This is a genomic window from Treponema endosymbiont of Eucomonympha sp., assembly GCF_001028545.1.
This window is the reverse complement of the sequence record NZ_BBPW01000024.1, coordinates 1-11,033: the sequence shown is the minus strand read 5'-3', so window position 1 is coordinate 11,033 and position 11,033 is coordinate 1. Positions and strand designations below refer to the sequence as shown.

At 55.5% G+C, this 11,033-nt stretch carries 16 protein-coding genes and 1 tRNA gene; 7 read left to right on the top strand and 10 right to left on the bottom strand.

The genetic code is table 11. The annotated features are described in order from the left end of the window. From AWU74_RS09975 to AWU74_RS09970, 4 genes are all read left to right on the top strand, one after another. The coding region (locus tag AWU74_RS09975; protein WP_162504684.1) for a transposase at window positions 1–155 on the top strand (155 nt) is incomplete at its 5' end. Between the two features lie 246 nt (window positions 156–401). Further along, window positions 402–1,094, top strand: a complete 693-nt coding sequence (locus tag AWU74_RS02210) for a tetratricopeptide repeat protein (RefSeq protein WP_162504683.1) — start codon at window positions 402–404, stop codon at window positions 1,092–1,094. A 125-nt stretch (window positions 1,095–1,219) separates the two neighbouring features. Next, window positions 1,220–1,813, top strand: a complete 594-nt coding sequence (locus AWU74_RS02205) for a hypothetical protein (protein WP_062327116.1) — start codon at window positions 1,220–1,222, stop codon at window positions 1,811–1,813. After that, window positions 1,767–2,132: a hypothetical protein gene (locus tag AWU74_RS09970; RefSeq protein ID WP_162504681.1), complete on the top strand. Its 366-nt coding sequence runs from the start codon at window positions 1,767–1,769 to the stop codon at window positions 2,130–2,132. Before AWU74_RS02205 ends, AWU74_RS09970 begins: the two co-directional genes overlap by 47 nt. Before the next feature lie 90 nt (window positions 2,133–2,222). Here AWU74_RS09970 and pgsA read toward each other — a convergent pair whose 3' ends face one another. Then, window positions 2,223–2,801 carry a CDP-diacylglycerol--glycerol-3-phosphate 3-phosphatidyltransferase gene (gene pgsA, locus AWU74_RS02195; protein ID WP_062327113.1) on the bottom strand — a complete coding sequence of 193 codons (579 nt, stop codon included), beginning with the start codon at window positions 2,799–2,801 and terminating at the stop codon, window positions 2,223–2,225. A gap of 85 nt (window positions 2,802–2,886) precedes the next feature. On the opposite strand from pgsA, the gene AWU74_RS02190 reads away from it, so the two are divergent. From AWU74_RS02190 to AWU74_RS02180, 3 genes are all read left to right on the top strand, one after another. Next, entirely contained in the window at window positions 2,887–4,149 is a 1,263-nt protein-coding gene (locus AWU74_RS02190; RefSeq protein WP_238580129.1) for a DUF1015 domain-containing protein, read from the top strand. 746 nt (window positions 4,150–4,895) lie between these two features. Beyond that, window positions 4,896–6,089, top strand: coding sequence for a radical SAM protein (locus AWU74_RS02185; protein WP_062327111.1), 1,194 nt, complete (start codon window positions 4,896–4,898; stop codon window positions 6,087–6,089). Window positions 6,090–6,130: 41 nt separating this feature from the next. Further along, the gene (locus AWU74_RS02180; protein ID WP_062327109.1) at window positions 6,131–6,991 is read left to right on the top strand and encodes a Cof-type HAD-IIB family hydrolase; all 861 of its coding nucleotides are present in this window, start codon (window positions 6,131–6,133) and stop codon (window positions 6,989–6,991) included. A 30-nt stretch (window positions 6,992–7,021) separates the two neighbouring features. Here AWU74_RS02180 and AWU74_RS02175 read toward each other — a convergent pair whose 3' ends face one another. The 9 genes from AWU74_RS02175 to AWU74_RS02140 all read right to left on the bottom strand — a co-directional run bounded on the left by AWU74_RS02175 (window position 7,022) and on the right by AWU74_RS02140 (window position 10,892). Next, a complete protein-coding gene (locus AWU74_RS02175) occupies window positions 7,022–7,855 on the bottom strand; it encodes a PHP domain-containing protein (RefSeq protein WP_062327107.1) in 834 nt (277 codons plus the stop codon). Then, complete coding sequence (locus AWU74_RS11425; RefSeq protein ID WP_187150798.1) at window positions 7,852–7,995, bottom strand: hypothetical protein; 144 nt, start codon at window positions 7,993–7,995, stop codon at window positions 7,852–7,854. The genes AWU74_RS02175 and AWU74_RS11425 overlap by 4 nt, the downstream gene beginning before the upstream one ends. Window positions 7,996–8,002: 7 nt before the next feature. Further along, on the bottom strand, window positions 8,003–8,431 hold the full coding sequence (locus AWU74_RS02170; RefSeq protein WP_162504680.1) for a transposase: 429 nt from the start codon (window positions 8,429–8,431) through the stop codon (window positions 8,003–8,005). A gap of 97 nt (window positions 8,432–8,528) precedes the next feature. Then, window positions 8,529–8,735: a transposase gene (locus tag AWU74_RS02165; RefSeq protein ID WP_062327103.1), complete on the bottom strand. Its 207-nt coding sequence runs from the start codon at window positions 8,733–8,735 to the stop codon at window positions 8,529–8,531. 54 nt (window positions 8,736–8,789) lie between these two features. Continuing rightward, window positions 8,790–8,862: transfer RNA gene (locus AWU74_RS02160), tRNA-Met, on the bottom strand. 100 nt (window positions 8,863–8,962) lie between these two features. Beyond that, complete coding sequence (locus AWU74_RS09965; RefSeq protein WP_238580128.1) at window positions 8,963–9,343, bottom strand: transposase; 381 nt, start codon at window positions 9,341–9,343, stop codon at window positions 8,963–8,965. Further along, window positions 9,312–9,530, bottom strand: coding sequence for a hypothetical protein (locus tag AWU74_RS02150; protein ID WP_062327101.1), 219 nt, complete (start codon window positions 9,528–9,530; stop codon window positions 9,312–9,314). Before AWU74_RS02150 ends, AWU74_RS09965 begins: the two co-directional genes overlap by 32 nt. A 466-nt stretch (window positions 9,531–9,996) precedes the next feature. Next, window positions 9,997–10,587: a recombination mediator RecR gene (recR, locus tag AWU74_RS02145; protein WP_062327099.1), complete on the bottom strand. Its 591-nt coding sequence runs from the start codon at window positions 10,585–10,587 to the stop codon at window positions 9,997–9,999. Continuing rightward, entirely contained in the window at window positions 10,584–10,892 is a 309-nt protein-coding gene (locus AWU74_RS02140; protein WP_062327097.1) for a YbaB/EbfC family nucleoid-associated protein, read from the bottom strand. Before AWU74_RS02140 ends, recR begins: the two co-directional genes overlap by 4 nt. Between the last annotated feature and the right edge of the window lie 141 nt (window positions 10,893–11,033).

Below are 11,033 nucleotides of genomic sequence, written 5' to 3'. Positions count from 1 at the left end.
CGCTGTATCGGGCACGGCACGTCATTGAAAACGTCTTTCGCGCCCTCAAGCGCTGGCGGGGAATTGCTACGCGCTATGCAAAGCTCACCGCTTCCTTCATCGCCGCCATTCATGTCAGGTGTTTGTTTCTCTACCTTCCAGTCCACGCTACCTAGATACATTCTATAACTACCTAAATATATTTTATATCTGTCCAGATATATTTTATATCTACCTAGATATACTTTGAAACTGCCTTGTTTTATTTTGGATTTGGGCAGTTACGCTTCGCAACAAGGCAGTTGCGCTTTGCAGCAAGGCAGTTATACGGCATAAGTGCCCTGAAGCGCGGGGGCGGGGAAACTGCCGCGCATAGAAGCGACCGGCGCAAAAGGCTGCGAAACGAACAGCGGAGGGACAAAATGGCAGAAAAGGGCGAAAAACTGAACGCGGAAGCGGCGGCTTTTTGGGCGCAGGGAAACGAGCGCTATGCCAAGAAAGAATACGACGCGGCGATAGAAGCCTACACGAAGGCGACAGAGCTACAGCCGGATTTTGCGGAAGCGTTTCATAATCGAGGCAGTGCATATGCTGATAAAGGCGAATATGACAACGCGATAGCGGATTATGACAAAGCGATACGGCTAAAGCCGGATTATGCGGAGGCGTTTAATAATCGGGGAATTGCATATGATAATAAAGGCGACTACGATAAAGCGATAGCTGATTTTGACGCAGCGGTACGGCTGAAGCCGGATGATGCGGAAGCATTTGATAATCGCGGCTGTGTGTATACTGATAAAGGCGACTATGGCAAAGCGATAGCGGACTTTGACGCAGCGATACAGCTAAAGCCGGATTATGCGGGGGCGTTTCATAATCGGGGAATTGCGTATGGAAAGAAAGGCGAATATGACAACGCGATAGCGGACTTTGACGCAGTGATACGGCTGAAGCCGGATTTTGCGGGGGCGTTTTTCTGGCGCGGATTTGCGTATCGGCAAAGCGGCGACGACAAGAATTGTTTCTTGAACTATAAGGAAGCGCGAACCGTGATTCACAATTTGCTCCAGAGTTTACGAAGTTTGTCGACAGAAAAATCAAAGGCGGCATAGACTGGTTTTTAACGGCATTCACTTATGAGGAACTGGATACCGCGCTCCACCCTTTTTTAGGGATTATCGCCTTTTGCAAAAAGAAAGGCGCCGATTCAGAAGCGCATAAAGAACTGGCTCAAGCGTTGCATTCGCTTTGGAAAGACTGCCTTGTCGACGAATCTAACGCCCCTGCCGGCAAATACCTCTACCAATACGCCAGCATGAGCGCTTTTGAAAAAATGCTCGAAAGCCGCACGTTGCGCCTCGCGCCTACCGCGTATCAAAACGACAGCGAAGAGGGCAAAGTCTTCTTTGCGGAAATCGAAGGTTTTTTGAAAAACAACCAGAAGCGGCAGCCTTTGTTAGACGCAATAAAAAAAATAAAAACCCATAACGCCGAAGAATCGCTCACCTATATCCGAAGTTTTTCCGAAAACGCGGACGAAATTGTTATGTGGAACAGCTCATACGGGCATAGCGGAGAGGGTGTCGCCGTCGGTATCGACTGGAAAAAATTAAAAGGCGTTTTTGGGGCGGGAGACGTTTTCAGAAAACTACAGGATGACAAGAAGAAAGCTGACAAGGGGAGCGGGGCGCCGCAAAACCTGAAACTAGACCAGACCGGACTGTATAAAGTCCAATACGTAAAGAAAGACAGCGACGAGAAATTGAAAAAAAATCGCGGGTTGTTTGAAATCTTTACCGCCCGCAGATTTTACCGACACCGATTTTTTTAACGCGCTTTCAGAATTGTGCGCGCTGATTTCACCTCTGATAAAGCATGATTATTTCACCCACGAACATGAATATCGTTTGATTCATACCGGCACAATGTCAGCGGACAAGGACTATATCAAAGGAAGCGTGTCAAAAGGCATATACGTTGATACGGAGCCGCTTTTGTTTGACTTTAAGGCGGATTCGCCTCACTCGCCTGACGTTGTGGTGCTTGGTCCTAAGGTTGATTCTATTGCGGAGCAGAAAATACGGCACCTGTTTAAGCACAAACACTATCCAGACGACGCTATCAGGCATTCTGAAATGCCGCTCAGATGAGGGCGATATGACTACGGAGCAACGGCGCTGAGCGATTCTTCCGCCGCGCGCGCGCCCGTTACGGCAGGCTCGACAGCGTGTTCGGCGCGCTCATTTACCTGTCAGCGATTTGAAATGAAAGATATATTCAAAAAACGAAGCGTATGCGGCACAGGCGCAGACAAGGCATAGGACAAGCGCGACGCAGCGATATGCCGGGTGTATCGGCGCGGGAAAACCCAGCCGTGCGGCGCTTTCAAGCGAAAGCATATACAAAGCGCTAATCACGTATGCCGCCGTCTTTGCTTTTCCGCCGTTCCGCGCCGCGATAACAACGCCTTTCTGCATTGCGGCTAGCCGCATGAAACTCATAGCGAACTCGCGGTAGACAATCAGCATAAAAACAACCGGCGGCATATACCCGCTGAGCGTAAAGCAGGCGAACGCGCTTAAATGGAGCAGTACGTCGGCAAAAGGGTCGAACAATTTCCCGAAATCGCTCCCTTCTTTCAGCCGACGCGCGAAATACCCGTCCAGAAAATCGGTGCATTCCGCCGCGACAAGCAGCGGAATCATCGCGTATACCGACAGCGCACGCCAATACCCCGTCCAGACCGGGATAACGTATACGGCAAAAAAAACAGGCGCGAGGATGACGCGCGCCAGAGTGAATTTGTCGGCGGTCTTCATAAGGCAGAGTATGAAAGAAAACGCGGCAAGGTGTCAATTATTGCGCTGCCGGAAGCGCACAGCGCGGCGTCCGTTCGCGGCTTGAATGCGGCTGGAATCGCTCGGCGTTCTCATAGTATACTCGGCTCTTATGAAGCACCTTATCGTCCCCGAAATCCTGCTCCCCAACGCGGGCGTCGACCTTGCGGCGTGGGCGGCGCTCGCCTGCGACCAGTACACGCAGGACCGCGCGTACTGGGAACGCGCGGCGGAAGCGCGGGCAGGGAAACCCTCTACGCTCTCGCTCGTTCTGCCGGAAGTTTTCTTGAACGACGCCGACAAGCCTCTGCGCGTCGCCGCGATTCATCGCGCTATGCGGGACTATCTCGCGTCGGGCGTGTTTGCCGAGCCGTTCCGGGGCTTTATCTACGTTGAGCGGAGTACCGCGTACGGACGGAAACGCAAGGGCATCGTCGCGGCAATAGACCTTGAAGCGTATGACTGGAACCCGGCGAAAAAGGCGCATATCCGCGCAAGCGAAGCGACCGTGCCGGAACGTTTGCCGCCGCGCACGGAGATTCGGCGGAACGCGCCGCTCGAATTGCCGCACGTCATGCTGCTGGCAAACGACCCTCTGAAGCGTCTGGTGGAAGCGTCCGGCGCCCGCGTCAGGGCAAAGCCGCCGCTGTACAGCACCGCGCTGCTGCCGGATTCGGGGCATATCATCGGCTGGGACATTCAGGATGCGGAAATGCTTCAGGCAACGGAACGCGCGCTTTCGGAGCTTGAAGCGGAGAACACCGTTGGAGGCGACTGCCTTTTGTTCGCCGTCGGAGACGGGAACCATTCGCTCGCGGCGGCGAAGGCGGTATGGGACGAATACAAGGCGCAGCGCCCTGCCGACACGGCGCACCCGCTGCGCTACGCGCTGGTCGAAATCGTAAACATATACGACGAAGGACTGACGTTTGAGCCGATTCACCGCGTATTGTTCGGCGCGGACGCAGGCGAGCTTGCCGCGGCGCTCGGCGAGGCTTTTGGCAAAGCGGTAACGCGGGATTCCGGCGGAACCGTATTCCGTGTCGCGCAGGACGCGGGCGGCGGTTTAGCGGTGAGCCGTTTGCAGCCGGTGCTCGATTCATTTTTGGCGGCGCGCCCCGCGGCAAAAATCGACTATATTCACGGCGAAGCGGAAGCGCTCCGCCTGACGCGCGGAGCGGGAGCGGCGGGAATCATCCTGCCGCCGGTCGCAAAAGGCGGTTTCTTTTCCACGATTCGGGAACGGGGCGCGCTTCCCCGCAAAAGCTTTTCTCTGGGCGAAGCGAGCGAAAAGCGCTTCTACCTCGAATGCCGCCGGATACACGCATAGGCGTTCGGCGTTGCCCTTTCGGGCAACGTTCGAGTTTCTTGAGGAAACTCGACACTATAGCGGGGCAACGACAGAGTTCGCCGCAAGCGTTCGGCAGTCGCCGAAGGTCCGAGTTCTCTGAAAGAACTCGGCATATATGCTTTGCCTTTATGCTTTCACCTATAGGCAAAGGCATAGAGGCAAGTGCCGAAATGGAGAGAAAGGGAACGGGCTTTGCCCGTTCCCTTTCTCGTCTCATAGGAAAAGCGGGTTTGCCGCTTTTCCTATGACCGCATACAGTCCCGGAGTAACGGAAAAATCTTTGTATTACATAGAGATACACGGCGTAAAGGCAAGACCGGACGCGCGGCTCGCAGGATTTTTTGCGCCGCTCGCAAGGTTTTATGAGCGACTCGCAGGACCTTGCGAGTAACTCGCAGGACCTTGCGGGCGACCCGCAAGATTTTATGCGTCACTCATAAAATTTTATGCGTGGCTCGCAGGACCTTGCGAGTAACTCGCGGGATCTTGCGCGTGACTCGCAAGATCTTATGAGCGACTCGCGGGACCTTGCGGGCGGCTCAGAAAGTTGTATGAGCGGCTCAAAAGCCCGCCGCGCTATAGTAATGGAAAGCTTCCGCAGAGCGGCGCGGGTATGCTCTCCGCTGTAGTATTAAAACCCCTCGTGCTATAATACGCGGCGCTTCCCCGCTGTGCGCGGGGAGCGGAAGCCCGGAGCGGCTCCGGCTGAAGCCTTTTGGAGTGCCATGAAACACAATAGTTCCGTCATATCGACGCTGTTCGCAAAAGAGCGCGCGCTTTCGTACAAAATGCTCCGCGGCTTTGTCAGAATGTGGCTCGCCAAATACAAGCCCAAGCGCGACTACGGGTACAATCATATGAAGAACCTGTGCCTCGTGTATTTCAAGCTGACGCCGCTGTGCAACCTGCGCTGCGTCATGTGCGGGCAGCGCGGCGACAAAGGCATGCTCACGGGGCAGTTCGCCGCCCGCGAAGCGAAGACCGTCGTGCCGCTCGCGCGCTACAAAGAAATCGTCGACGAGCTCGCGCCGCGGAACCCGGTGCTCTATCTGTGGGGCGGCGAGCCGTTCCTGTACCCCGACCTGTTCCCGCTCGCCAAATATATGGTCGACAAGGGCTTGTTCGTCAGCGTAAACACGAACGGCACGCTGCTCGAAAAGCATGCCGAGCAAATTGTGCGCGACAAGTGGAGCTCGCTGTTCATTTCGCTCGACGCGTTCCGCGAGACAAACGACTCGATTCGCGGCGCGGGTTCATATGACTGCGTGGCGAGCGGAATCAGGGCGATTAACCGCGAAAAGCAGCGGCAGAAGTCGGTGTACCCGTTTCTGGGAATCGTAACGACGGTAACGAACCTGAACTACCTGTGCCTTGAGGAGCTTGCGGAGGCGAGCCGCGAGTGGAATCTCGACGTGCACGCCTTTAATCTGGGCACGTATACCAACGATGCTATCGTCGCCGCGCAGCGGGCGTGCATGAAAGAAAAGCTGGACACCGACATAGACTGCCTCGAAGGCTACAACACCGGCTACAACGAGCATATCGACGCGAAAAAGCTGCACGCCATTCTGCGAAACCTTCACCGCAGGAACTTCGGGCACGTCATGATAACCGTGCCCGCGCTGAACCCCGATAAAATCGACCGGTATTATTCCAGCCTTGAAACGCCGGTGCGAAACCACTGCGTGGTGCCGTGGTGCCAGACGAACGTCAACTACAACGGCGACGTGCACTTTTGCGCCGATTACCCCGACTTTATCCTCGGCAACATAAAGAGCCAGTCCTTCGCCGAGATTTACAACGGCGACCGCGCGAACCTGTTCCGCAAGACGCTTCATCAGTGCGAAGGCGGCATGTTCCCCGGCTGTCTCCGCTGCTACCAGAACATGCTGTTCGGCAACAAAATCAGAGGCTTTTAGCGGCGTTGACACACGCGCCGACCGCCCGGTAGGATTGCGGCATGAATGCGCCACGTTTGCCCGCACCGGCGGAGGGAAAGCTTGCCCCCGCGCTCATCGCCTGCGACCTCGACGACACGCTCCTCACGGAAGCGCTCGCCATTTCGGACTACAGCGCGGCGGTCATTTCCCGCGCCGCGGCGAAAGGCATATACGTCGCGCTGTGTTCGGGGCGCGCGAAGGGCGCTATGCTCCCCCACGCCGAGCGGCTCGGAATCGCGGCTGCCGACGCGGGCAGGTACCTCGTTACGCAAAACGGCTCCAGCATCTGCGACCTGCGTCTCGCGGAAGAAATCTTCCGGCGGACGCTGCCGCACGAGACGCTGCTTGCCGCGCTGAAGACGGCGGACGCATACGGGCTGAGCTGTCAGGTATACGACGACGCGGCGATTTATACGCCGGAAGCGTCTGAATGGGTGCGGGCTGATTCCCGCCTGAGCGGTCTGCGCCTCTGCGTGGTTAAGGATTTCGCGGCGTTCCTGTCGTCCGGGTACCCCAAGCTGGTGATTTCGGGCAAGCCGGAGCTGATTGCGCAGGCGGAACAGACGCTCCGCGGGACAATCGGCGGCGAGTGCGGCATATTCACGAGCAAGCCGTATTTTCTGGAAATCATGCCGAAAGGGTGCGGGAAAGGCGAGGCGCTTGAATGGCTCGCGCGGCGGCTTGGAATCCCCCTTGAGCGCGTTATGGCGTTCGGCGACAGCATGAATGACGAGTCGATGATGCGATACGCCGGAATGAGCGTCGCCATGATTAACGGCGACGAGCGAATCTGCCGTCAGGCACGCTTCGTTACCGCCTATTCGCACAACGACGACGGCGTCGCGCGCTTTATCGAGCGCTTCGTACGGCTGGACGGATAAGCCTGTCCGAATGCGGGCGGCGCGGGGCGTTCAGCCGCGGAGCGCCTCCGGCAGAAAGCGCTCCGCTATCGGTATGCCGTCTGCGGTATGCCCGATAGCGCAGCGCACGCGCACTCCCTCCCCGTGGAAATCGCTCCCCGCCGTTACGAACAGCCCCGCTTTCCCCGCGAGCGCCTCAAAGCGGGCGCACTCGGCGGCGCGCGCACCCGGGTGCCACGCCTCAAGCCCCTCGATTCCCGCCTTGCGGAAACAGCGCAGCAGCCGCTCGAACTTGCTCCACGACACGTGAAGCGAGAGCGGGTGCGCTATCACCGCCCGACCGCCCGACGCGCGAATGGCGCTGACGGCGTCCGCCAGCTTCGCGCCCGCGTGCTCGGCGTAATAGCGCCGCCCCTTCGACAGGAAGCGGTCGAATGCGTCCTGCCTGTCCGCGGCAAGCCCCTTTTCCACCAGATAATCCGCGATATGCGGCCGCCCGACGGTGCCGTCCGGCAGGCGCGCCTCGAGTTCGGCGAGCGACGCGGCGGGGTACTCGGCGCGGAGCAGGCGGAATATCTCCCCGTTCCGCCGGCGCCGCTCGGTTTGCAGCGCGCCGATAAGCGCGCTCAGCTCCGCAGACGGGCGGCGCAGCCCCAAACCCAGCAGGTGAAATTCGCCCTGCGCCCACTCTATGTTGAGCTCCACGCCGGGGATAAAGCGGACGCCTGCTTCCGCTGCGGCAGTACAGGCTTCGGCGAGACCGGCGACCGTGTCGTGGTCGGTGAGCGCCAGCGCCGTAATGCCCTCCGCGGCGGCGTGCGCGACCAGCGCGGCGGGGGAAAGCCCGCCGTCGGAGGCGGTCGAGTGGGTGTGCAAATCAATCATGGCAATAAAATGGGGAGACACGGGGCAGTCAGTTCATGCGCGGGATTGTAGCACAGAACGGCGCGCTTGGCGTTCCGCGTCGCCCGCACGGGCAACGACCGAGTTTGCGCCGCTTCGCTTACCGCAAACTCGCTTGGCATAGAGGTTTTACCTATGGGTGAATGGCAAAGGAAAGAGGCGCTCGTGTGGGCAGTACAGAGCCTCTACCTTTAAGTCCACGTTACTTACGGCATAAAGCCATATTGATACTAGCCAGATAAATGAATGCGCTGAATATAGTGTCGCGCTTGTCGTAACGGGGGACATGCGGTGGAGCGCCTTCAGTCGGCGGAAGAACCGATCAATGCCGTTGCACTCCTTGTACAATTCACGGTCGTAGTCCCACGGCTTCTCGTAGCTGCGCTTCGTCGGCATGGCGGGAGCAAAACCGAGCTTTTCTGCGAATGCTCGCATTCTGTTATCCTCGTATGCCTTATCCATAAGCAGCATAGCGCCTTCGCGTTTCCCGATGTTTGCCAGCAGCAACGGACACTCTTTCGCGCCGGAAGCGTTCCCCGCAGACAGGCTGAACTTCACAAGCACCGCGTCGGGGGCACCTTGACTGGCGTCAAAACCGACGAAAAAACCCGCGTTTCGGCTACGTTTTCGGCTAAAGCTTGGCGAAAACCGGCTCTCATACGCCGCTTTTTGTCTGGCGGCTGAACCGCACGTAAATGGTGTGCCGCTTGCCGAACTTTTTGAGCGGCGCCCGCCACGAGCACCCGTTCCTGCATATATAGACAAGCGCGCTGAGCGCCGTCAGATTCTCTATCTTTACGCTCCCCCGCTGCTTCGGCAGCAGTTCCAATATTTGCCAGTATTGCTCTTCGATTAGTTCCACGCCCTGTTTTATAATACTTTGCCCCGCATGAACACTCTCTAATATTTTTTGGTTTAGCGACAATTGGGCTTGAACCAATGACCTAACGGATATGAGCCGTTTGCTCTGCCGACTGAGCTATGTCGCCGCAATGGCGTTACGTTATCATGCTGTTGGGAAATGATCAAGGTGACACCTTTCGCACGTTAAACCTAATCATAGAGACTACGTTCCTCTTGGTTTGGAAGTCAGGGCGTGTTCATGCTACGCAAAGCAATATTACTCACTGCCAGATGAATACGCTGAACAGTGCATCGAGCCACCTGACATGAATGGCGGCGGACGAAGGAAGCGGTGAGCTTTGCGCAGCGCGTGGCAATTCCCCGCCGGCGCTTGAGGGCGCGGAAGACGTTTTCAATGACGTGCCGCGTCCGATACAGCTCATGACTGTACGCTCTCTGCCCTTTTCGGCTTTTAACCGGGGGGACGGCTACCATATCCGCTTCCTTGAGCATGCCGAGCAGTTCGTTCGCGTCATACGCCTTGTCCGCAAGAAACGCCTCCGTCTCCAAACCATCCATAAGGAGAGGCGCCTGGCTACAGTCCACGACAGTACCGCATTGCCACAATGCCGCTTTCCGGTATCCCGTACTCGTCAACTGCCAAGTGTAATTTGCTGTTCAGCCCCCCTTTTGTGCGGCTAATATCCTGACTGCCGCCTTGTGCCCCGCATGCGTCCGCGTGTGCCTTGATATACGTCGAATCTATCATAAAGATATCCCCGGCAGGCTCGCCTATTGCGGCGTCCGCCAACATTCTCCATATTCCCTTATCCCGCCAGCGGCAAAACCGTGCCTTGAAAAAAATACGTAAAAATATAAATATTCGGATAGCATATAAGCAAGAGAGATATAATGCAAGTACTATCTAACATATTAACTTTTTGACATATATTCCTCATCATTTTTTTGACTGATAGGTTTTGTCCGCAGGATAGTCTTTGCGCTAAAAACCAATATTGCTTGGAAAGGTAAATACGAGATAATCGGAATATTGCATTTTATCACCTATGTTGTTTCTATATTTACTACGGTGCTTTTGCCAATTTCACGTATTGCCCTTCTCTATCACAGCCAACGCGTCAGAAATTGATTTTCAGAAACGTGTATAGTATATTTTTCATTAAATCTCCCGTGTCGAGTTTATCAATTCAATTACGCCTCTTTATAGAGAACATTCTGACGAGCAGTAATTTGTAGTGATTAGCATACAACGTGTTAAATTAAAATGTCGTCCGCCCACGGAAACTCCGTGCCAGCGTGAGACGATCAGCATATTCAAGATCGCCGCCGACTGGCATGCCGGACGCGAGGCGTGTAACGGCAACGTCGGTAACGGACAGCGCCTGCTGAATGTAGAGAGCCGTCGTATCACCTTCGACGGTCGGATTAATCGCAAGAATCACCTCGCGGATACCACCGTTTTTAACGCGCGCCACGAGCGTATCGATTGAAGGTATATGAAGACCAATACCTTCAAGCGGCGCGATAAGTCCACCCAAGACATGAAACAAACCGTAATATTCGTGCGACTCTTCTATCGTTTGTACGTCCTGCGACTGCGTAACCACGCATAACAGGCTTTGGTTGCGCAGGGAATTGGAACAAATAGGACAAGGATCTTCTTCAGTGTACGCGCCGCACACTGAACAGAAGCGAATTCGCTCTTGCAACGCGGCAATCTGGCTCGAAAACCGTCGCATATACACGTTATCCGCCCTGAGTAAGAAATTGACTATGCGACGCGCACTTTTTTTACCGACACCGGGCAAACGCGAAAATGAATCGATTAGCTCGTCCAGAATGTTCGTCATTTCGTCGGAAACCCCGGAATATTGCTGATAGCAGGCACAATTTTTGCCTTCAGCATTTCCTGAATTTTCGTCTGCGCGGCACGGTGTGCCGCTATAATCAAGTCTTGCAGCATAGTAATATCGCGCGGGTCAAGCGCCAGTGGGTCAAGCTCAATGCTGACCATTTCAAAACGCCCGTTTAGCGTTATACACACAATATTGCCGCCTGAAGTGCCGATCGCTGTTACGTCTTGCAACTCTTCCTGCATCTTTTCAAATTGATTCTTTAGTCCCTGTACGTTTTTCATTAAATCCGTTATATTCATATCCGTGTTTCCACAATCGTACCTTTAAATACTCTGCATAACATTTCTGTATCAAGAGACACTGTTTTTTTTTTTGCAATACGCCTTGCCGCTTCCGCTTTTACCGCCATAAATCGGGTCTCCCTTCCCCACCATTCAGTG

Coding starts and splice junctions, on each gene's coding strand:
- AWU74_RS02150 (WP_062327101.1), bottom strand. CDS start 9,530: ATGTTGGCGGACGCCGCAATAGGCGAGCCTGCCGGGGATATCTTTATG.
- AWU74_RS02190 (WP_238580129.1), top strand. CDS start 2,887: ATGCGGCTGGAATCGCTCGGCGTTCTCATAGTATACTCGGCTCTTATG.
- AWU74_RS11425 (WP_187150798.1), bottom strand. CDS start 7,995: ATGCCAAGCGAGTTTGCGGTAAGCGAAGCGGCGCAAACTCGGTCGTTG.
- pgsA (WP_062327113.1), bottom strand. CDS start 2,801: ATGAAGACCGCCGACAAATTCACTCTGGCGCGCGTCATCCTCGCGCCT.
- recR (WP_062327099.1), bottom strand. CDS start 10,587: ATGACGAACATTCTGGACGAGCTAATCGATTCATTTTCGCGTTTGCCC.
- AWU74_RS02175 (WP_062327107.1), bottom strand. CDS start 7,855: ATGATTGATTTGCACACCCACTCGACCGCCTCCGACGGCGGGCTTTCC.
- AWU74_RS02185 (WP_062327111.1), top strand. CDS start 4,896: ATGAAACACAATAGTTCCGTCATATCGACGCTGTTCGCAAAAGAGCGC.
- AWU74_RS02180 (WP_062327109.1), top strand. CDS start 6,131: ATGAATGCGCCACGTTTGCCCGCACCGGCGGAGGGAAAGCTTGCCCCC.
- AWU74_RS02140 (WP_062327097.1), bottom strand. CDS start 10,892: ATGAATATAACGGATTTAATGAAAAACGTACAGGGACTAAAGAATCAA.
- AWU74_RS02210 (WP_162504683.1), top strand. CDS start 402: ATGGCAGAAAAGGGCGAAAAACTGAACGCGGAAGCGGCGGCTTTTTGG.